Here is a 21,284-nt window from a genome sequence, read left to right as displayed (position 1 = left end):
CGCAATGACGCTTGAACCCATCGAGGCGGCCAGAAGGTCGCTAATCAGGAGAGGCAGAGTGATCAATAAAAACAACAATAAATGTCTTGGGCACAACTTTCAGGTCACGGGCCTGGCAGTCGCCGTTGCGCTGGTAACCAGCCCGGTGTGGGCGGGGGACACTATTGAGTTTGATGACGGCACCACCATCGATTGGTCGGTGACCACCAGTTACGGCATCGGTATGCGCCTGGGTGACCCCAGTAACAGGTTGATGGGCATCAACGTCGATGATCCGAACCGCAACTTCGATCAGCACAGTCTCACCACCAACCGCGTGGGTGCCCTGGGCGAAATGATTTTGCGCAAGGACAACTACGGCGCTGTGGTCCGTGCCAGTACCTTCTATGACGATGTTTACCACCGCTCAAACGACAACAACTCGCCGTCGACGGTCAACAAGACCGGGAGCAACGATGAGTTCACCAGCGACACCAAGTATTACAGCGGTGGCCGCACCCGCTTGCTCGACGCCTATGTGTTTGGCGGCTGGCGCTTTGACAATGACACCATGCTCGACGTCAAGGCCGGTCGGCATATCGAGTCCTGGGGCGAAAGCCTTTACTACCCGGGCGTGAACGGGGTACAGAACCCGTCCGATGCGGTCAAGGCTGCGCAGCCCGGGGTTGAGGTCAAGGAAGTGCTGTTGCCGGTGGGCCAGTTCTCGGCGTCTTACCGCATCAACCCGGAAATTACCCTGGGCGGCTACGTGCAGTACGAGTGGAAGGGCACCGAGCTGCCGCCAGTGGGCAGCTATCTGTCGACCTCTGACGTGATCGGCCCTGGACGCGAATTCATTCTCGGGGCCAACGGCTCGCGGATCAATTACATGGGCACCGACGAACCCCGTGACAGCGGCCAGTGGGGTGCGCAAATCCGCTACCGCCCGACTACCGACCTGGAACTGTCGCTGTTCCATGTGGTGTACCACGATAAAAACCCAGCCACAGCGCTGGTTGGCTATCAACCCCTGGCCCTGGGCAATGGGCAGTATGCCTACACCACCAACGGCTACAAGGTTGAGTATTTCGAAGATATCAAGCTGACCGGTATCAGTGCCGCCACCAAGTTGGGTGAATACCAGCTGGGGGCTGAATGGTCTTACCGCGACGGAGCCCCGGTGATGGTCAATACCGGTCTGGGTCCGGTGCCGACCCGCGGCAAAGGCCAGCAATTGCAGCTCTCGGCCATGCGAATCCTGGGTGACAGGCCATGGGCCAGCCAGACCACGCTGACCGGTGAGATCGTCACCGTACGCGTGGATGATGTGGACGATGTGTCAGGTGCGCCGAATCTGTTGGGCCTGCCTGTTGCTCCTCCGTATGCAGGGGCGATTCAGCCGTCCAATGATTACACCTACAAAACCTCCTCGGCCTGGAGAACCCGTTCTTCAAGCGCTTATACCGTGGGTGCATCGTTCAGTTACCCGGGTGTGTTTCAGGGCTGGGACCTTGAGGTGCCGTTTACCTTCTCCAACGTGTTCAGCGGTGCTGCACCGATGTCCGGGACCATCGCCGGGGTGGCCGGTGACCGCCGTCTGAGTGCGGGCACTACGTTCAAGTACCTGAGCAACCTGGAAATGTCGTTCAAGTACATCGCGTACCTGGGCTCGCCGGACCCGATCTACCGTCCGCTGGCAGACCGTGACTACGCCACGTTCTCGATGAAGTACACGTTCTAATCAAGGTATGCCCCTGTGGGAGCGGGCTTGCCCGCGATTGGATCGCTGCAGCATGTATGGTTGGGCGCAGGGTCTGCATCGCTGGCAAGCCGGCTCCCCCAACGGGGCAAATGTGAACCGATAAAAGAGAGAAACCTATGGGTCTTAAAGGTCACGCGGCCATTGTCGGCAGCGCTCAGTACAAACCGGAAAAATACGCAACGGCGCCGCGCATGTTCCATCTGGAGCAGGTTGCAGATCTGGCCGCGCAAGCTTTGCGCGATGCCGGTTTGCAAGCCTCGGACCTGGACGGGCTGGTAATCAACGGCCCGCAATTTCATGAAGCTTCGGTGTTCGTGCCTGCCATGGCCGCCGAATACCTGGGCTTGCGCCTGAACTTTGCCGAAGTGGTCGACCTTGGCGGCTGTACCTCGGTGGGCATGGTCTGGCGCGCGGCGGCAGCCATCGAGCTGGGTCTGTGCCAGGCGGTGCTCTGCGTATTGCCTGCACGCATGGCGCCGCTGGGGCCGGACGAAGACCCGAGCTGGATGGCCCGGGCCATGCGCTTCGGTGGCCACAGCACCGCCTTCGGGGCACCCGAAGCCGAATTCGATTTGCCCTACGGCCACATGGGCCAGAACACCGGCTACGCCATGATTGCCCAGCGTTACGCTGCGCAATATGGCTATGACCCGCGGGCACTGGCAAAAATCGCTGTGGATCAGCGCACTAACGCGCAGTACAACCCCCAAGCGATGTTTTACGGCCAGCCGTTGACCATCGAGCAAGTGCTGGCGAGCAAGAAAGTTGCCGATCCGTTGCATGTACTGGAGATCGTGATGCCGGTGGCCGGCGGTGCAGCGCTGATTATTGCTTCGAAGGAAGTGGCTGCCCGTGCCCGCAAGCGGCCGTCGTATATCACCGGTTTCGGTGAGCATCTGGCGTTCAAGTCGCCGTCCTATGCCGCCGACATGGTGCAAACCCCGATTGGTCCTGCTTCGCGCCGGGCGTTCGACATGGCCGGGCTCAAGCCCGGGGATGTGGATGCTGCACAAATCTACGATTGCTACACCATTACTGCCTTGCTGACCCTGGAAGACGCAGGCTTCTGCGCCAAGGGTGAAGGCATGAGTTTTGTCCGTGAACACGACCTGACCTGGCGTGGCGATTTCCCGATGAACACCCATGGCGGCCAGCTCAGCTTTGGCCAGGCCGGTTCCGCCGGCGGCATGTCGCAGGTGATCGAGGCAGTAACCCAGATCGCCGGCGAGGCGGGCGAGCGTCAGCTTGCGCAGTGCGACACGGTGTATGTCTCAGGCACCGGTGGGGTGATGAGTGAGCAGGGCGCATTGATACTTCAGGGAGCATGAATCCGATGTCGAACAACAAACCAATGCCGGTCCCGACCGAGATTTCTGCACCGTTCTGGGAAGGCCTGAAGGCCGAGCGCCTGCTGATCCAGCAGTGCAATCAATGCAGTCACTGGGTGTTTTACCCGCGTCGGCATTGCCCCGGCTGCCTGGCCCACGAGCTTGCCTGGCGTGAAGTCAGCGGCGGGGCGAGCTTGTACAGCTTCACTGTGACCCGGATTGCCACCATGCCGGATTTTGCCGATGAAATGCCGCAGATGCTGGCGGTGATCGAGCTGGATCAAGGGGTACGGATCAACAGCAATCTGGTGGGCCTGGACGAGTCCGAGGTCAAGGTCGGGATGCGCCTGCAGCCGGTGTTTGCCGAGGTGGACGCAAAGGGTACGCGGCTGTTGCGTTTTACCGGGATGGACAAGGACCCGCAGGCTTTGAAGAGCTTGCCGGCAGCAGTGCAGCAGCCGGCGGTTGCAGCGCCCCGGGTACGCCAGATTGCACTGGATGACGAGGCCGCGTTGCAGTCGCTGGTCAGCGACACGTTCAGCCCCTGGAGCAACCGGATTGTGGTTGATCAGGGCCTGATCGACGCTTTTGCCGCGTTGTCGGGGGATGATTACTGGATTCACACCGATCCGGAACGGGCCCGTAAACAAAGCCCCTTTGGCGGCACCATTGCCCATGGTGCGCTGGTGCAGATCCTGCAGTCGCGCATGCAGTTGAACCTGGATTACGAGATCACCGGTTTCAGCAATATGGTCAATTACGGTTCGGACCGTTTGCGCTTTCCGGCGCCGGTACCGGCCGGTTCGACCATCCATTCGCGGGCCCGGGTAAAGCGTGTGGAACGGGTTAAAAGCGGTACCCAGCTGACCCTGGAGCTCAACATCCACGTGCTGGGCAGCGAGCGGCCTTCAGTGATCAATGAGCTGGTGATTCTCTATATGTAATCCTCGCGTTACCTGTGACCTGTGACCTGTCATCTGTAGGAGCGAGCTTGCCTCGCGAGCTTTTCTATCGCTAAAAGCTCGCGAGGCAAGCTCGCTCCTACAGAAGCTCGCTCCTACAGTTATGAGGTATGAAGCGTTGAGGTTATTCAGTGTCCTCAAGGGCTTTAGTCTCAACGGACGATGAGCCCGGCAACCTTCCTTCCCATACTGCCCCAAGCCAATAAATACAGGCATTGAGGAGCAGGCACATGATCGACATTCGTGGTTTGAGCTACTTCGTTGCAGAGTCCGCCGACCCGGTGCAGTGGCAGCGTTACGCCGAAGATGTACTCGGGATGATGGTCACTGCGGCACCCGCCGGCGGGTTGTATGTGAAGATGGACCAACGCCCGTTCCGGATGTTGATCGTGCCTGGCGGTGAGTCACGCTATCTGGCATCGGGCTGGGAGCTGGCCAGTGAGAAGGCGTTCAATGCCGCCATCGAAACCCTGGATCAGGCCGATGTCAGCTGGCGCCCGGGTACTCCCGAGCAGTGCGATCAGCGCGGTGTACAGGCGTTGCTGCACGTCACCGATCCTTCGGGCAACCGCCATGAACTGAGCTGGGGCCATCGCTCCGATTGCCAGCCCTTTGTTTCCCCGCAAGGTGTTCCGGGGTTCGTCACCGGTGAGATGGGCCTGGGGCACACCGTTCTGCCCGCTCCCAACTTCGATGCCACCCTGGCCTTTGCCAAGGACGTACTGGGCTTCGAGTTGTCGGACATATTCAATTTCCGGCCCGACCCGTCGGCCGCACCGATCCGCATTCACTTCCTGCATTGCAAAAACAGCCGTCACCACAGCCTGGCCCTGGCTGAGTACCCGGTGCCGTCCGGCTGTGTGCATGTGATGGTCGAGGTCGAAACGATGACCGAAGTGGGCCGCGCCCATGACCGGCGCCTGGCGCATAACGTGCCGTTGTCGGCCACTTTGGGCCAGCACTTGAACGACCAGATGACCTCTTTCTATATGAAAACCCCTTCGGGCTTTGACCTGGAGTACGGCTATGGCGGCTTGCTGGTGGATTGGCAAGACCACAGCGCTTTTGAATTCACCCGGGTCAGCCTGTGGGGCCACGATTTTTCAGTCGGCCAGCAGTAACAGACCGGTAAAGGAGTAACCCATGAACAAGCAAATGACAGCGGCAGACGTGGTCGGCCAATTGCGTGACGGCATGACCATAGGTTTTGGCGGCTGGGGGCCACGGCGCAAGCCGATGGCGATCGTGCGCGAGATCCTGCGCTCGGAGGTCAAGGACCTGACCGTGGTGGCGTATGGCGGCCCTGAAGTCGGCATGCTTTGCGCGGCCGGCAAGGTCAAGAAACTGGTGTTCGGTTTTGCCACCCTCGATGCGATCCCGCTGGAAGCCTACTTTCGCAAGGCGCGGGAGGCCGGTGAGCTGGAATTGATGGAGCTGGATGAGGGCATGTTGCAATGGGGCCTGCGCGCCGCCGGTATGCGGTTGCCGTTTTTGCCGACCCGCTGCGGCCTGGCAACCGATGTCAGCCGTCTGAACCCGGACATCAAGCAGGTGCAGTCGCCCTATGACGACGGTGAAGTGTTGCTGGCGATGCCTGCGCTGAACCTGGATATGGCCTTTTTGCATGTCAACGTCGCTGACCGCCTGGGTAACACCCTGATCACCGGTCCCGATCCGTATTTTGATCATCTGTTCGCCCGTGCCGCCAAGCAGTGCTTTGTGTCTTGCGAGCGGATCGAAGAGCGCCTGAGCCTGGATGCCGCCCAGGCCCGCTTCAATACCTTTGAGCGCTATCTGGTCAGTGGCGTGGTGCACGCCCCCTTTGGTGCACACCCGACCTCGTGCCCGTCCGATTACGGCTGGGACATGAGCCATCTCAAGCGTTATAGCGCCAGTGCCGGCGAAGCCGACGGCTGGCAAGGCTATGTAGCAGAGTTTGTGACACCGGGCGAATCAGCCTACCAGGCCAGCAATGGCGGTGCCGACCGGCTGGGCGCTTTGCCGCTGCCAGTGTTTTGAGGAGTATGGACATGACTGCGACTTGCGAATTTACCCTGGCCGAACTGTTGATCGTGGCTGCTTGCGAAGCCTGGCGCGATAACGGCGAAGTGATTGCTTCCGGCCTGGGGGTGATCCCGCGCCTGGGCGCGAGCCTGGCCAAACTGAGCCACAGCCCGGAACTGTTGATGACCGACAGCGAGGCCTTTCTGGTGGAAGAGCCGATCCCTTTGGGGCCGCGCGGTGACTATGAGCCGCGTTACTCGGGTTACCTGTCGTTTGAACGGGTGTTTGAGTGCGTGTGGGGCGGCCGTCGTCACGCGATGATCGGCCCGACCCAGATCGACCGCTGGGGCCAGACCAATCTGTCGTGCATTGGCGACTATCACAAGCCCAAGGTGGCAATGCTGGGGGTGCGCGGTTTGCCGGGCAACAGCATCAACCATATCAACTCGTTCTTTGTGCCGAGCCATAACACCCGGGCATTTGTGTCCGGTGAAGTGGACATGGTTTCAGGTGTCGGGTTCAAGTCAGAGCGTTGGGAAGAAGGCATGCGCCGCGACCTGATGGACATCCGCCTGATCGTCACCGATCTGTGTGTGATGGACTTCGGCGGCCCGGACCGCGCGGTTCAGGTGCGCTCGCTGCACCCGGGTGTGAGCTTTGAACAGGTGCAGGACAATACGGGCTTCCCGCTGCTCAAGGCAGCCGATATCAAGCAGACCGTGGCGCCTACTGCGCAGCAATTGGAGCTGATCCGTCGTCTGGACCCGCATGACTATCGCGCAGCCGCGCTGAAGGGCAATCCACCCGGCATTCGCCAGGCCTGAAGGCAAGGAATCCAGATGAACAGCGACAGCGAATTTGTGCAGCGGGCTGATACCGCTGTGTATGAAACCGAAGAACCGGTGCTGTACGGGGTGGCGGACGGGATTGCCACCCTGACCCTGAATCGGCCGACAGTCAACAACGCGCAAAACTCGCAGATGACCTATGCCCTGGACGATGCGTTTCGTCGGGCGGTGAATGATGACCTGGTGAAAGTCATAGTGTTGCGCGCTAACGGCAAGCATTTCTCGGCCGGGCATGACATTGGCACCCCCGGGCGCGACATCAACAAGTCGTTTGAGCGTGCGCACCTGTGGTGGGATCACACCAACAAGCCTGGCGGCGAATATCTGTACGCCCGGGAGCAGGAGGTGTATCTGGGCATGTGCCGGCGCTGGCGCGAGCTGCCCAAGCCGACCATCGCGATGGTGCAGGGCGCGTGCATTGCCGGCGGGCTGATGCTGGCCTGGGTGTGTGACTTGATCGTGGCCAGTGATGATGCGTTTTTCCAGGACCCGGTGGTGCGCATGGGCATTCCGGGGGTGGAGTACTTTGCCCACCCTTACGAATTGAACCCGCGCATTGCCAAGGAATTTCTGTTTACCGGCGACCGTATGAGTGCCGAGCGCGCCTATCAGATGGGCATGGTCAATCGCCTGTTCAGTCGCGAAGAACTGGAGAGCGGTACTTATGCGCTGGCAGCGGCCATTGCCAAACAGCCGCGCATGGGGCTGGCGCTGACCAAGCAGGCGATCAATCACGTTGAAGATTTGCAGGGTAAGCGCACAGCCATGGACGCGGTGTTTGCCTGGCATCACTTCGCCCATAGTCATAACGAACTGCTGTCGGGCGACAAGCTCGGTGGTTATGACGCCAAGGCCATGATTCAGGCAAACAAGACGGCTGCGGGAGAGCGTGGATGAGTGGCTATCTGCAAACGGCGCTGACCGATGCATTGGGCTGTCGTTACCCCATAGTGCAGACCGCGATGGGCTGGGTGGCGGATGCCAATCTGGTGATTGCCAGCACCCGGGCCGGGGCGTTCGGATTTCTCGCCGGGGCGACCATCGCCGCGGACCAGCTTGAGGCTGAAATCCAGCGGGTGATCGAGGCCACCGGCGGCAGTAATTTCGGCCTCAACTTTCATATGTTCCAGGAGAACGCTGCGCAGTGCGTGGACCTGGCGATCGAGTACCGCTTGCGTGCCGTCAGTTATGGTCGCGGGCCGGATCGCCAGACCATCGAGCGCTTCAAGCGGGCCGGGGTGCTGTGTATACCCACGGTGGGCGCACTCAAGCATGCGCTCAAGGCGGTGGAGCTGGGCGCTGACATGGTCACGGTACAGGGTGGTGAAGGCGGCGGGCATACCGGCGGGGTGCCGAGCACCATTTTGCTGCCCCAGGTGCTGGATGCGGTACAGGTCCCGGTGATTGCCGCCGGTGGCTATTCCACCGGTCGCGGTCTGGCCGGAGCGTTGGCCAGCGGGGCGGCCGGGATTGCCATGGGCACGCGGTTTTTGATGACCCGGGAATCGCCCACCCCTTTGGCGACCCTGGAACGCTATGTGAAAGTCAAAGATCCGCAGCAGATTCGCGTGACCCTGGCGGTGGACGGGATGCGCCACCGGATGATCGAAAATGCCTTTATCAATCGTCTGGAAAAGGCCGGTGCCTTTGGCCGCTTGCGCATTGCCCTGGGCAGTGCCTGGCAGTGGAAGCAACAGACCGGCATGAGCCTGGGGCATATGTTCAGTGTGTTCGCCCAGTCGGTGAAGGAAGACCCGGGTGCCTTGTCGCAAACCGTAATGGCGGCCAACCAGCCGGTGCTGCTGCAGCGCTCCATGGTGGACGGCATTCCGGATGAAGGGATTTTGCCCAGCGGGCAAGTTGCAGCAGCGATCAGCGAGCTGAAAAGTTGCGAGGAGCTGATTCAGGAGATGGTGCTCGAGGCAGAGCGGTGTTTGGGCCGATTGCATAGAACTGTGTAGGAGGGAGCTTGTCTCGCGAGCTGTTGGCGGTTGAAAGAGCTCGCGAGCAAGCTCGCTCCTACAGACAAGCTCGCTCCTACAGGTATGGGGGGGTCAGAGGGTTATCCAGCGCTGTTGTTCGGCGGCTTCGCGAATGGCCGCAGCCAGACGTTCTACCTGCCAGGCTTCTTCGAAGTCGGGGCCCGGCGCAGGGTTGCCGGCGCAGGCCTGGATCAGCCCGTGTACCTCCAGGGTTTTCAGTTCGTTGTACCCCAGCTGATGCCCGCCCGCAGGGCTGAACGCGGCGTAGCCGGGTAGTTCCGGGCCCGCCAGCAGGCGTTCGAAGCCGGCCTGGCCGGCTTTGCACAGGTGCAGTTCATTCAGCCGCTCCTGATCGAATTTAAGGGTGCCGCCGGTACCGCTGATCTCGAAGCTGAGGCGGTTTTTATAACCGTGCTTGAGCCAGCTGCTGCTCAGGGTGCCCCGGGCGCCATTGCTGAAACGCACCAGGGCGTGGGTCTGGTCGTCGATCAGGATGTCGCGCAGCTCGCTGCTGTTGCGGCTGGCCGGGCGTTGTGGGTGAACGGTCTGGCTGTCGGCGCACACGGCTTGGACATCCCCCACCAGATAGCGCGCCATGGCCAGCAGATGGCTGCCCAGATCGGCCAGGGCACCGCCGGCATGCCCGGGTTCGCAGCGCCATGACCAGGGCAGCGCCGGATCGGCCATGAAGTCTTCGCTGAACTCGCCCTGGAAACTGATGATGCGTCCCAGGTCACCACGCTCAATCATCTGTTTGGCCAACACCAGCATCGGGTTGTGTTGATAGTTGTAACCCACCCGCGTGACCACGCCGGCGACCCTGGCAGCGAGATGCATTTGCTCGGCCTGTTGCAGGCTGACGGCCAGGGGTTTTTCGCAATACACCGCTTTACCCGCTGCGATGGCGGCCATGGCCATGGGGAAGTGCAAGTGGTTGGGGGTGGTAATGGCGACCACATCCACTGCCGGGTCGCTGATCAGCTGTTGCCAGTCGCCATGGGCGCGGGCAAAGCCCCAGGCGTTTGCACAGTGCTGCGCGCGCTCGGCGTCGGCATCAGCCAGTGCTGCAAGGTGCAAGTGCACCGGCAGTTCAAACGCAGAACTGACATTACGAAACGCCAGCGCATGGGCCCGGCCCATGAATCCGGTGCCAATCAAACCAATACCAAGTGCACGCATAGCCTGGATCCTTTGAATTGTTATTTTCAGGGAGGGCTATTAATGGAATAAATATTCCGAAATATCAACTATTGGAATTAACTTATTGGTCTGTGAGCCAGGTTCTGTAGGAGCGAGCTTTTTAAAACCGCCAACAGCTCGCGAGACGAGCTCGCTCCTACAGGGGGGGCTGGGCTTTGGTCTGGGTTATGAGAGGTATCCGCCGTCGACGTTTAACGAAACGCCAGTGGTGTAGGTCGAGGCGTCGCTGGCCAAATACAGCACGGCACCGGCCATTTCTTCGGGCCGGGCCACGCGTTTCAACGGGATCTGTTGCAGTGCGGTCTTGAGGATGGCGTCGTTGCCGACCAGCGCCGATGCAAATTTGGTGTCGGTCAGGCCCGGGAGCAGGGCGTTGCAGCGTATCCCGTACTGGGCGCACTCCTTGGCAAATACCTTGGTCATGTTGATCACGGCGGCCTTGGTCATCGAGTAGACCCCCTGGAACACGCCGGGCGATACGCCGTTGATCGAAGCCACGTTGATAATGCTGCCGCCGCCGTGGTCGCGCATCAGTTTGCCGGCTTCTACCGACATGAAGAAGTAACCGCGAATGTTCACGTCCACGGTTTTCTGGAACGCACTCAGGTCCGTGTCCAGGACGTTGCAGAACTGCGGGTTGGTCGCCGCGTTATTGACCAGGACATCGATGTGGCCAAATTCTTCGCGGATGCGGGCAAAAGTCCGGGTGATCTGCTCCATTTCGCCGATATGACAGGCGATGGCAGTGGCCTTGCCGCCTTCGGCGATGATCCCGTCAACCACCGGCTGGCAGCCTTCAAGCCTGCGGCTGGACACAATTACATGGGCGCCCTGTTGGGCCAGCAGCCTGGCGATGGCTTCACCAATGCCGCGACTGGCACCGGAAACAAAGGCAATTTTTCCATCAAGGTTGAACAGTTGAGTCCTGGACATGTTGATTCCCTGGTTGTCGCGGGTTTAGAGGCTGGATGTGCGGATGAGCTTGAGGCTCATCCGCTCGAGCAGCGCATTCATCTGCACAAAGGATGCGAAGCGCTTGTCCTGCGTCTGGCCGTGGTAATAGCGGTAATAGATCTGCTGGACAATACCCGCCAGACGGAACAGTCCGTAGGCGTAGTAAAAATCGTAATTGTCTATCTGAATGCCCGAACGCTCGGCGTAGTAATCGACGAATTGGCGGCGGGTCAACATGCCCGGGGCGTTGCTGGGCTGGCGCCGCATCAGTTGTACCGGTGCCGGGTCGTTGGCTTCAATCCAGTAGGCCAGGGTGTTGCCCAGATCCATCAGGGGGTCACCGAGGGTGGTCAGTTCCCAGTCCAGGACGCCGATGATTTGCATCGGGTTGGAGGGGGCGAGGATCACATTGTCGAAGCGGTAGTCGTTATGCACGATGGCCGGGGTCGGGTGGTCAGCCGGCATTTTGTTCTGCAGCCACTGTTTTACTGCTTCCCAGCGCGGGGCATCCGGGGTCAGGGCCTTTTCGTAACGTTCACTCCAGCCGCTGATCTGGCGTTGCACATAGCCTTGGGGCTTGCCCAGGTCGCCCAGCCCGCAGGCGTTGTAGTCGACCTGATGCAGTTGCACCAGCTTGTCGATAAAGCTGTGGCACAGGGTTTGTGTGGTGGCGGCAGTCAGCCCCAGTTCGTCGGGTATGTCCGAGCGCAGGATGATGCCCCTGACCCGCTCCATCACGTAGAACTCCGAGCCGATCAGGCTTTGGTCGGTGCAGTGGGCATAGGCTTTGGGGCAGTAAGCAAAGGCGTCCTTGAGCTGATTGAGAATGCGGAACTCGCGGCCCATGTCGTGGGCTGATTTGGCTTTGTGGCCAAAGGGCGGGCGGCGCAGTACCAGCTCCCGGTCGGGGTATTCAATCAAATAGGTGAGGTTGGACGCGCCGCCCGGGAACTGGCTGACCACGGGGTGCCCCGCAAGCCCGGGGACATGAGCCTTGAGGTAAGGATCGATGCGGCTGATGTCGAGTTCTTCACCCGCGCGGATGCGGGTCGACGAGTCGGTAAGCGCCATGTTTATCTCTTCTGCTTATATTTGTGGCTGGGCAACATTCGCTAATCTAATGGGCGCCCGGACCCGGGACAAGGCGGGGATGGCCTTAATAGGTGCGGGTGTTAGTGAGCGATCAGCGTGATGGATAAGCGTTGAGTGAAGCACAGGCGAAAAAAAACCGAAGCGCGTGGTCTTCGGTTTTTCGGTGTTGCGTGTGGCTTACGAAGGGAACAGTTCGCTCAGCTTCATGGCCAGCATCATGTCGCCTTCAGCGCGCAGTTTGCCGCCCATGAACGCCTGCATGCCATCGGTTTCGCCGCTGACGATGCCTTCCAGGGTTTCGCCGTCCATGACCAGCGTTACCTGTGCGTCCGGGTTCTCGCCTTCCTGGAGTTCGCAAGTGCTGTCTTTAATGATCAGCGAGAAGTTTTTGGTGTCATCAATGCGAAAACCGAATACCAGGTCCAGGCCGGCAGCAGCGGCTGGGTTGAATTTGGCTTTCATTGCTTGAACGGCATCAGCTACAGAAGTCATGGTTCGATCCTTTTAGGTTGGGTTACTGCGACCCTCAGGTCGCGGTTGCCGACGCTCAACGATAGGTGATGAGTGACGGCGTCTTCAACAGTTGCAGATGCACCTGGCTGTTGAAGGAAGCCAGAATGACCTCGCGGCCATGGAACTTGAGCTGGCTGAGCGAGGTGTTAGCAATTTGCCAGGTCAGCTTGAAGGCGTCGCTGGCCGGAATCTGGGTCAGTATGTGCAGCAAGGCAGTGATGGTGCCGCCGGAGGTGAACACGGCGATGCTCTGGTCGTTGCGGGCCAGGTCGAGAATCCGGTTCAGGCCTGCCTGAACCCGTTCAACGAAACCCAGCCAGGTTTCCAGCCCGGGAGTGTCGTAGGTACCGCTGAGCCAGCGCGCGATGATCAGTTCAAAGATACGCTGGAACTCTGCCGGGTTGTGGGCGGCATTGTTCATGGCTGTTATGGCGTCAGGTTCGTCTGGCAACAGGCCAGGAAGCAGGGCGCCGAGCACGGCGAAAGCATCAAATTCGTTGAAGGCAGAGTCAATGTCATGGGCGGGAACGGGCAACCCGGCAGCCGTGAACTGTGCCAGTGCATGGCGAGCGGTGTCTTGCTGGCGCAGCAGGTCGCCGGAGATGCAGCGATCAAAGCGCAGATCCAGATCAACCAGATGCTGGCCCACGATCTCTGCCTGGCGCACACCCAGGGACGACAGCATGTCGTAGTCGTCGGCGCCAAACGAGGCCTGGCCATGTCTTATCAAGTAGATGCTGCCCACTTTCGCGTCATCCCGCTCGGTTGAAAGTCTGGCGAGGTTAGGAGGAAGGCAGGAACCTGTCAATGAAAAAACATACGCTCGTTTGAATCGCCTGTATAGGCCTGCCGACAAGGCTGTATCGCGGCTGGCAGGGCGAGGGTCACGCCGGTATGCTGGGGGCATTACGCGGCCCTGACCCGAGGGTCGCATGCTAATTAAGGAGAGTCTGTGGAATTTTTTGCCGATTACGCCAGTTTTCTGGCCAAGACCGTGACCCTGGTGATTGCCATTGTGGTAGTGCTGGTGGTGATTGCGGCATTGCGCGGCAAAGGTCGCCGCCGCTCTGCAGGGCAGTTGCAGGTCAACAAGATGAACGAGTTTTATAAAGGACTGCGGGACACGCTGGAGCAGTCGTTGTTGCCCAAGGATCAGCTCAAGTCGCTGCGTAAACAGCAGGCCAAAACCGACAAGAAGTTGAAAAAGCAGCCTGAAGAAAAACCTCGGGTGTTCGTGCTGGATTTCGACGGCGATATCAAGGCATCGGCCACTGAAAGCCTGCGTCACGAAATCACTGCTCTGCTGGCCCTGGCTACCCCTGCCGATGAGGTGGTACTGCGTCTGGAAAGTGGTGGCGGCATGGTTCACAGCTACGGCCTGGCGTCGTCGCAACTGGCGCGTATTCGTCAGGCGGGGATTCCGCTGACCATCTGTATCGACAAGGTCGCGGCAAGCGGCGGCTATATGATGGCGTGTATCGGTCAGAAAATTATCAGCGCGCCCTTTGCGATTTTGGGTTCGATCGGGGTTGTGGCGCAGTTGCCCAACGTCAATCGCCTGCTGAAAAAGCACGATATCGATTACGAAGTGCTGACCGCCGGCGAGTACAAACGCACCCTGACCGTGTTTGGCGAAAACACTGAAAAAGGCCGGGAGAAGTTCCAGCAGGATCTGGACATCACCCATCAGCTGTTCAAGAACTTTGTCGCCAAGTACCGCCCGCAGCTGGCGATCGATGAAGTGGCCACCGGTGAAGTCTGGCTGGGGGTTGCTGCAGTCGACAAGCTGCTGGTGGATGAACTTAAAACCAGCGACGAGTATTTGTCGGAGCGTGCCAGGGACGCTCATCTTTACCACTTGCACTATGCACAGCGTAAAAGCTTGCAGGAGCGCGTTGGCCTGGCGGCCAGCAGTTCGGCAGAGCGGGTGGTTGACTCTCTGTGGAGCCGTTTGACGCAGCAGCGTTTCTGGTAAAGCTGCTGTCTTTGGGCACTCTTTGAGCCACGCAAGGGCTCAGGAGTGGCCCGTGTCACAGGCATGCCATGTGACACGGGTTCCTCAGATGATTAACGACGTCGGAACAGCGGCATCGGTTCATCTGTAGAAGACTGATAGGTGACTGAAAAATCTTTCAGGCCCTGCAGTGCTTCATAGGGGTCTTTGTCGGCACGGATGGCAAATGCATCGAAGCCACAGCGGTGCAGGTAAAACAGCTGGTCGCGCAGAACATCGCCGATCGCGCGCAATTCGCCTTTGTAACCATAACGGTCACGCAGCAAGCGGGCGTTGGAATAGCTGCGACCATCGGTGAAAGCGGGGAAGTTCAGGGCAATGACCTGGAAATTCGCCGCGTCATCGCCCAGTTCCTCGGCTTCCTCATCGCTGTCCAGCCACACACCCAGGCCGCCATCACGGGCCTTGAGTGCCGGGCCATGTTCGCGCCACAGCGCCAGCGGCACGATCAGGTCGTCGCAGTTGGAGATGTCATCAAAGCTGACGTCCTTTGGCAGCAAGTGCCAGGTTTCGTCGATCACTTCGTTGTTTTTAATTATTCGCTGCATAGACGCGCTCCTTGAAAGGGTCGATGCCGATACGTTGGTAGGTGTCGATGAAGCGCTCATCTTCGGTACGTCTTTCAACGTACACATCGATCAGCTTTTCGATCACGTCCGGCATGGCGTCCTGGGCGAACGAGGGGCCGAGAATCTTGCCCAGGCTGGCATCGCGGCTGGCGCTGCCACCCAGGGAGACCTGGTAGAACTCGGCGCCTTTTTTGTCGACGCCCAGAATCCCGATGTGACCGACGTGGTGGTGACCACAGGCGTTCATGCAACCGGAGATGTTGAGGTCAAGCTCGCCGATGTCGAACAGGTAATCCAGGTTGTCAAAGCGACGCTGGATCGATTCGGCAATCGGGATCGACTTGGCGTTGGCCAGGGAGCAGAAGTCGCCGCCCGGGCAGCAGATCATGTCGGTCAGCAAGCCAATGTTAGGGGTGGCGAAGCCTTGTTCACGCAGCTCGCCCCACATGGCGAACAACTGGTTTTCTTCGACGTCGGCCAGGATGATGTTCTGTTCGTGGGAAGTACGCAGTTGACCGAAGCTGTAGCGATCAGCCATGTCGGCGATGCCATCCCACTGCTTGTCCGTCACGTCGCCCGGCGCTACGCCTGTAGGCTTGAGCGACAGGGTAACGGCGACATAGCCCGGCTTCTTGTGGGCCAGGGTGTTGCGGGTACGCCAGCGGGCGAAACCCGGGTGCTGCTGGTCGAGTTCAGCCAGTTCGGCGCTGAAGTCGGGCAGTACTTTGTAGTCAGGGTCGACGAAGTGCCTGGCGATGCGCTGGACTTCAGCCTCGGTCAGGGTATTGGAACCACCGCGCAGGTGAACCATCTCGGCTTCAACGCGTTCGGCGAACACTTCCGGGGTCAGGGCTTTGACCAGGATCTTGATCCGGGCCTTGTACTTGTTGTCACGACGGCCGTAGCGGTTGTAAACCCGCAGGATGGCTTCGAGGTAGCTCAGCAAGTCTTGCCACGGCAGGAATTCATTGATGAAGGCGCCGATCACCGGAGTACGGCCCAGACCGCCGCCCACCAGCACGCGGAAGCCCAGTTCACCGGCGTCGTTGAACACCGGCTCGAGGCCGATATCGTGGACTTCAATGGCGGCACGGTCAGAGGCCGAACCATTGATGGCGATTTTGAATTTGCGCGGCAGGTAAGCGAATTCCGGGTGGAACGTGGTCCATTGACGAACGATCTCGCACCAAGGGCGCGAATCGATCAGTTCATCGGCAGCCACACCGGCAAACTGGTCGGTGGTGACGTTGCGCAGGCAGTTGCCGCTGGTTTGAATGGCGTGCATTTGCACTGTCGCCAGTTCTTGCAGAATGTCCGGCACGTCTTCCAGCGCCGGCCAGTTGAATTGCACGTTCTGGCGGGTACTGATGTGGGCATAGCCCTTGTCATAGTCGCGGGCAATCTTGGCCATCATTCGCGCTTGACGCGAAGTCAGCTGGCCATAGGGCACGGCGACCCGCAACATCGGGGCAAAACGCTGGACATAAAGGCCATTTTGCAGGCGCAGGGGGCGGAACTCTTCTTCGCTCAGCTCACCTGCCAGATAGCGTCGGGTCTGATCCCGGAACTGCTTGACGCGGTCCTCGATGATCCGCTGATCGTACTCGTCATATACGTACATATAGGTCCTGTTCTCAGGCTGCTAACAGCTTATCTGCGCGCACGGCCGCGCACTCCCCAAGGAGCAAGGCACGATACCAGCTTGTAGTTATGCGCAAAAGTGATGTTTAAGCATATGCAAAGAACCAAAACGACTATAAGAGTCTGATTCTCAATGCCTTACTTGTGGGAAGGGCATTACTGAACTTAACTGAGCCCAAGTCTTCAAGCATTCACCCATAAAACCGAAAAAAGGCGATGCGATGAGTACTCCAGTCAAAGTGCGTAAAAGCGACAGCAAGGTCGATGCATGGGCCATTTTCTTTCTTGTCATCCTGGTGGTCTCAACGGCCGTCTTCTGGGTGAGTCACCAGTAATCAAACCCCGGCCAGATACAGCACCAGCTTGACGATGCCGAACAGGGTGAGCGCAAAACACAGGGTAAACAGCAGGCCCAGGATCAGAAACTGAGCGGGTTTGCCGTGGGTGAAATCGCGAGAGCGGTTTTTTGCGCTTTGTACGCCAAAGGCTGCAGCCAATACGCTGTGCAACACTTGCCATAAGGTAGGCGGCTTGTTGTTGGCTGGATCGTCCATATATCCCCCCACTATTGAGTTGCTGTGAACACAGCATAGTTCAAGGGATGCATTCCACTTGACTGCAGGAGCGAGCTTGCTCGCGAGCTTTAACGGCTCGCGAGCAAGCTCGCTCCTGTAGAGGCAGAGGTTGTTTAGTTGTCGTAGCCCAGGTTCGGCGCCAGCCAGCGCTCCGTCACGCTCAGGTCCTGACCTTTACGCGCCGTATAGCTTTCAATCTGGTCCTTGTCGACCTTGCCCACGGCAAAGTACTGCGCCTGCGGGTGAGCAAAGTACCAGCCGCTGACCGCCGCCGCCGGGAACATGGCGTAGTGCTCGGTCAGGAATACACCGCTCTGGCCTGCGCGCATCTCTTGTGCTTCAGGGTCCAGCAGGGCGAACAGGGTGCCTTTTTCTGTGTGATCAGGGCAGGCCGGATAGCCCGGGGCAGGGCGGATACCGCTGTACTGCTCCTTGATCAGTTCGTCATTGGCCAGTTGTTCGTCCTTGGCATACCCCCAGTATTTGGTCCGTACCTGCTGGTGCAGCCATTCGGCGCAGGCTTCGGCCAGACGGTCAGCCAGGGCCTTGACCATGATCGAGTTATAATCGTCGCCCGCATCCTGATAGGCCTTGGCCACTTCTTCGGCACCAATACCGGCGGTGGTGATGAAGCCCCCCACGTAATCGGTTACGCCGCTGTCTTTGGGCGCGACAAAGTCGGCCAGCGAGAAGTTCGGCTTGCCGTCGGTCTTGATGATTTGCTGGCGCAGGTGATGCAGTTTTGCCAATGGCTGGCCATCGTCGCCGTAGAGCTCCAGATCATCATCGTTGACCTGGTTGGCCGGCCAGAAACCAAACACCGCACGGGCGCTGATCAGCTTTTCATCGATCAGCTTGGCCAGCATTTCCTGAGCGTCGGCATACAGCGCGGTGGCCGCTTCGCCGACCACTTCGTCGGTCAGGATGCGCGGAAACTTGCCCGCCAGATCCCAGGAAATAAAGAACGGCGTCCAGTCGATGTATTCGGCCAGCACTTTGAGGTCGATGTTGTCCAGCACCTTGGCCCCGGTAAACGTCGGCTTGACCGGCTGGTAGTCGCTCCAGTCGAACTGTGGCTTCTTGGCAATTGCAGCGGGGTAGCTCAGGCGCTCGGTACGGGCGCTGCGGTTCGCGGTGCGTTCACGCACTTCAATGTATTCGAGGCGGGTTTTCTCAACGAAACCGGGCTTCAGTTCCTTGGACAGCAACTGTGTCGCGACACCTACGGCGCGGGAGGCGTCGGTGACGTAAATCACCGCATCATTCTGATACTTGGGCTCGATCTTGACCGCCGTGTGAGCCTTGGAGGTGGTCGCGCCGCCAATCATCAGCGGCAGATGGAAGTCCTGGCGCTGCATCTCACGGGCCACGTGGACCATTTCATCCAGCGACGGTGTAATCAGGCCCGACAGGCCGATGATGTCGCATTTCTGCTCCTTGGCCACCTGCAGGATTTTCTCTGCCGGCACCATCACCCCGAGGTCAACGATGTCGTAGCCATTACAGCCCAGCACCACGCCGACGATATTCTTGCCGATGTCGTGCACGTCGCCTTTAACCGTGGCCATCAGGATCTTGCCCTTGGCTTCCGGTTTGTCGCCCTTTTCCAGTTCAATAAAGGGAATCAGGTGCGCCACCGCCTGTTTCATCACGCGGGCGGATTTCACCACCTGGGGCAGGAACATTTTGCCGGCGCCAAACAGATCGCCAACGATATTCATGCCGGACATCAGCGGCCCTTCGATGACTTCGATCGGACGCTTGAACGATTGGCGCGACTCCTCGGTGTCTTCGACGATATGGGTGGTGATGCCCTTGACCAGCGCGTGCTCAAGACGCTTGTTGACTTCCCAGCCACGCCACTCTTCGGTTTCGGCCTCTTTGACGCTGCCGTCGCCCTTGTACTTGTCGGCAATGGCCAGCAGGTTGTCGGTGCCATCCGGGGTGCGGTTGAGCACCACGTCTTCCACGGCGTCGCGCAATTCAGCCGGGATCTGGTCGTAGATCTCCAGCTGTCCGGCGTTGACGATACCCATGGTCAGGCCGTTGCGGATCGCATACAGCAAAAACACCGAGTGGATGGCTTCACGCACCGGGTTGTTGCCGCGGAACGAGAAGGACACGTTGGACACACCGCCGGAAGTCAGTGCATACGGCAGCTCGTCGCGGATGTAGGCACAGGCGTTGATAAAGTCCACAGCGTAGTTGTTGTGTTCTTCGATACCGGTGGCCACGGCAAAGATGTTCGGGTCGAAAATGATGTCTTGTGGCGGGAAGCCGACTTCATTGACCAGGATGTCGTAGGAGCGTTTGCAGATTTCTTTTTTGCGCGCTTCGGTGTCGGCCTGGCCGGCTTCGTCAAACGCCATCACCACCACGGCGGCGCCGTAGCGTTTGCACAGTTTGGCGTGATGGATGAACTGCTCCACGCCTTCTTTCATGCTGATGGAGTTGACGATGCCCTTGCCCTGAATGCACTTGAGGCCCGCTTCGATGACTTCCCACTTGGAGGAGTCGATCATGATCGGCACCCGGGAGATGTCCGGTTCACCGGCAATCAGGTTGAGGAAGGTCACCATCGCCTTCTTCGAGTCCAGCATCCCCTCGTCCATGTTGATGTCGATGATTTGCGCACCGGCTTCAACCTGCTGCAGCGCCACTTCCAGGGCTTCGGTGTAATTGTCTTCACGGATCAGTCGGGCGAAGCGCGCAGAGCCGGTGATGTTGGTACGTTCGCCGACGTTGACGAACAGCGAGCTGCGATCGATGGTGAAGGGCTCAAGACCCGAGAGGCGGCAGGCTTTGGGAATGTCCGGAATCTGGCGCGGGGCGTAACCGGCCACGGCTTTGGCGATGGCTTCGATATGGCCCGGGGTGGTGCCGCAGCAGCCACCGACAATGTTCAGGAAGCCGCTCTGGGCAAACTCTTCAATGACCTTGGCGGTTTCGGCCGGCAGTTCGTCGTATTCACCGAACTCGTTGGGCAGGCCTGCGTTGGGGTGAGCGGAAACATAGGTGTCGGCCTTGTTCGACAGCTCTTCGAGATACGGGCGCAACTCGCGGGCACCCAGGGCGCAGTTCAAACCGACCGAAATCGGCTTGGCATGGCTGATGGAGTTCCAGAATGCCTCGGTGGTCTGGCCGGACAGGGTACGCCCGGAAGCATCGGTGATGGTGCCGGAAATCATGATCGGCAGTTCGACACCCAGCTCTTCAAACACGCCCTGTACGGCAAAGATCGCGGCTTTGGCGTTGAGGGTGTCGAAAATGGTCTCGATCAGGATCAGGTCGGCACCGCCTTCGATCAGGCCTTTGGTGGCCTCGGTGTAGTTTTCCACCAGTTCATCGAAGGTCACGTTGCGATAGCCGGGGTTGTTCACGTCTGGCGACAGGGAGCAGGTACGGCTGGTAGGGCCGAGCACGCCCGCGACAAAACGTGGTTTGTCCGGGGTTTCCAGGGTTTTGGCGTCGGCCACTTTGCGCGCCAGGCGTGCGCCTTCTACGTTCAGCTCGTAGGCCAGGGCCTGCATGCCGTAGTCGGCCTGGGATACCTGGGTGGCGTTGAAGGTGTTGGTTTCGAGAATATCGGCACCGGCATCCAGATACGCCTTCTCAATGGCCCCGATCACATCGGGGCGGCTGAGGATCAAAAGGTCGTTGTTGCCTTTGACATCACTCGGCCAGTCGGCGAAGCGTGTGCCACGATAGTCGTGTTCCTCTAGGCGGTAGCTTTGGATCATAGTGCCCATGCCGCCATCGAGAATCAGAATGCGCTCTTTGAGGGCTTGCTGAAGTGCTTGGAGACGAGCGCTGCGGTCAGACATAGGACTACCTGTAAGAGCCATGCAAAAGATGCGAAAT

Annotated in this window: 18 protein-coding genes; 9 read left to right on the top strand and 9 right to left on the bottom strand. The window is 59.4% G+C overall.

The window, feature by feature from the left end:
- The first annotated feature begins 58 nt into the window (after window positions 1–58).
- From EQV90_RS06350 to EQV90_RS06315, 8 genes are all read left to right on the top strand, one after another.
- A complete protein-coding gene (locus EQV90_RS06350; protein WP_010656625.1) occupies window positions 59–1,720 on the top strand; it encodes a DUF1302 family protein in 1,662 nt (553 codons plus the stop codon).
- 137 nt (window positions 1,721–1,857) lie between these two features.
- The gene (locus EQV90_RS06345; RefSeq protein WP_010656624.1) at window positions 1,858–3,069 is read left to right on the top strand and encodes a thiolase family protein; all 1,212 of its coding nucleotides are present in this window, start codon (window positions 1,858–1,860) and stop codon (window positions 3,067–3,069) included.
- Window positions 3,070–3,074: 5 nt separating this feature from the next.
- Complete coding sequence (locus EQV90_RS06340) at window positions 3,075–4,013, top strand: OB-fold domain-containing protein (protein WP_003445128.1); 939 nt, start codon at window positions 3,075–3,077, stop codon at window positions 4,011–4,013.
- A 248-nt stretch (window positions 4,014–4,261) separates the two neighbouring features.
- Window positions 4,262–5,152 (top strand): VOC family protein, encoded by an 891-nt coding sequence (locus tag EQV90_RS06335; RefSeq protein ID WP_003445129.1) that lies wholly within the window; start codon window positions 4,262–4,264, stop codon window positions 5,150–5,152.
- A 22-nt stretch (window positions 5,153–5,174) separates the two neighbouring features.
- Complete coding sequence (locus EQV90_RS06330) at window positions 5,175–6,050, top strand: CoA-transferase (protein ID WP_003445131.1); 876 nt, start codon at window positions 5,175–5,177, stop codon at window positions 6,048–6,050.
- 11 nt (window positions 6,051–6,061) lie between these two features.
- Entirely contained in the window at window positions 6,062–6,859 is a 798-nt protein-coding gene (locus tag EQV90_RS06325) for a ketoacid CoA transferase (RefSeq protein ID WP_160627486.1), read from the top strand.
- A 15-nt stretch (window positions 6,860–6,874) separates the two neighbouring features.
- Window positions 6,875–7,780, top strand: coding sequence for an enoyl-CoA hydratase (locus tag EQV90_RS06320; RefSeq protein WP_240877898.1), 906 nt, complete (start codon window positions 6,875–6,877; stop codon window positions 7,778–7,780).
- Window positions 7,777–8,844 carry a nitronate monooxygenase gene (locus EQV90_RS06315; protein ID WP_003445134.1) on the top strand — a complete coding sequence of 356 codons (1,068 nt, stop codon included), beginning with the start codon at window positions 7,777–7,779 and terminating at the stop codon, window positions 8,842–8,844. Before EQV90_RS06320 ends, EQV90_RS06315 begins: the two co-directional genes overlap by 4 nt.
- 93 nt (window positions 8,845–8,937) lie before the next feature.
- On the opposite strand, the gene EQV90_RS06310 is transcribed toward EQV90_RS06315, so the two are convergent.
- The 5 genes from EQV90_RS06310 to EQV90_RS06290 all read right to left on the bottom strand — a co-directional run bounded on the left by EQV90_RS06310 (window position 8,938) and on the right by EQV90_RS06290 (window position 13,369).
- On the bottom strand, window positions 8,938–10,044 hold the full coding sequence (locus tag EQV90_RS06310; protein ID WP_240877897.1) for a Gfo/Idh/MocA family oxidoreductase: 1,107 nt from the start codon (window positions 10,042–10,044) through the stop codon (window positions 8,938–8,940).
- A gap of 186 nt (window positions 10,045–10,230) precedes the next feature.
- Complete coding sequence (locus tag EQV90_RS06305) at window positions 10,231–10,998, bottom strand: SDR family oxidoreductase (protein WP_240877896.1); 768 nt, start codon at window positions 10,996–10,998, stop codon at window positions 10,231–10,233.
- Window positions 10,999–11,022: 24 nt separating this feature from the next.
- Window positions 11,023–12,090: a phosphotransferase family protein gene (locus EQV90_RS06300; RefSeq protein WP_240877895.1), complete on the bottom strand. Its 1,068-nt coding sequence runs from the start codon at window positions 12,088–12,090 to the stop codon at window positions 11,023–11,025.
- A gap of 198 nt (window positions 12,091–12,288) precedes the next feature.
- Window positions 12,289–12,603 carry an SCP2 sterol-binding domain-containing protein gene (locus tag EQV90_RS06295; RefSeq protein WP_003445138.1) on the bottom strand — a complete coding sequence of 105 codons (315 nt, stop codon included), beginning with the start codon at window positions 12,601–12,603 and terminating at the stop codon, window positions 12,289–12,291.
- A 55-nt stretch (window positions 12,604–12,658) separates the two neighbouring features.
- Window positions 12,659–13,369 carry a histidine phosphatase family protein gene (locus EQV90_RS06290; protein WP_127195612.1) on the bottom strand — a complete coding sequence of 237 codons (711 nt, stop codon included), beginning with the start codon at window positions 13,367–13,369 and terminating at the stop codon, window positions 12,659–12,661.
- 207 nt (window positions 13,370–13,576) lie between these two features.
- Here EQV90_RS06290 and sohB point away from each other — a divergent pair, with 207 nt between their 5' ends.
- Entirely contained in the window at window positions 13,577–14,599 is a 1,023-nt protein-coding gene (gene sohB / locus EQV90_RS06285; RefSeq protein WP_003445142.1) for a protease SohB, read from the top strand.
- A gap of 92 nt (window positions 14,600–14,691) precedes the next feature.
- On the opposite strand, the gene EQV90_RS06280 is transcribed toward sohB, so the two are convergent.
- The 4 genes from EQV90_RS06280 to metH all read right to left on the bottom strand — a co-directional run bounded on the left by EQV90_RS06280 (window position 14,692) and on the right by metH (window position 21,247).
- Window positions 14,692–15,186, bottom strand: a complete 495-nt coding sequence (locus EQV90_RS06280) for a DUF934 domain-containing protein (protein ID WP_003445144.1) — start codon at window positions 15,184–15,186, stop codon at window positions 14,692–14,694.
- Window positions 15,170–16,828 (bottom strand): nitrite/sulfite reductase, encoded by a 1,659-nt coding sequence (locus EQV90_RS06275; RefSeq protein WP_003445145.1) that lies wholly within the window; start codon window positions 16,826–16,828, stop codon window positions 15,170–15,172. The genes EQV90_RS06280 and EQV90_RS06275 overlap by 17 nt, the downstream gene beginning before the upstream one ends.
- A gap of 355 nt (window positions 16,829–17,183) precedes the next feature.
- Window positions 17,184–17,402 carry a DUF2970 domain-containing protein gene (locus EQV90_RS06270; RefSeq protein ID WP_003445148.1) on the bottom strand — a complete coding sequence of 73 codons (219 nt, stop codon included), beginning with the start codon at window positions 17,400–17,402 and terminating at the stop codon, window positions 17,184–17,186.
- Window positions 17,403–17,536: 134 nt separating this feature from the next.
- Entirely contained in the window at window positions 17,537–21,247 is a 3,711-nt protein-coding gene (gene metH / locus EQV90_RS06265; protein ID WP_060781776.1) for a methionine synthase, read from the bottom strand.
- Between the last annotated feature and the right edge of the window lie 37 nt (window positions 21,248–21,284).

It is taken from the genome of Pseudomonas sp. TMW22089, from assembly GCF_022496645.1.
Taxonomy (GTDB): Bacteria; Pseudomonadota; Gammaproteobacteria; order Pseudomonadales; family Pseudomonadaceae; genus Aquipseudomonas; species Aquipseudomonas paraversuta.
This window is presented reverse-complemented; position numbering and strand designations above follow the sequence as displayed.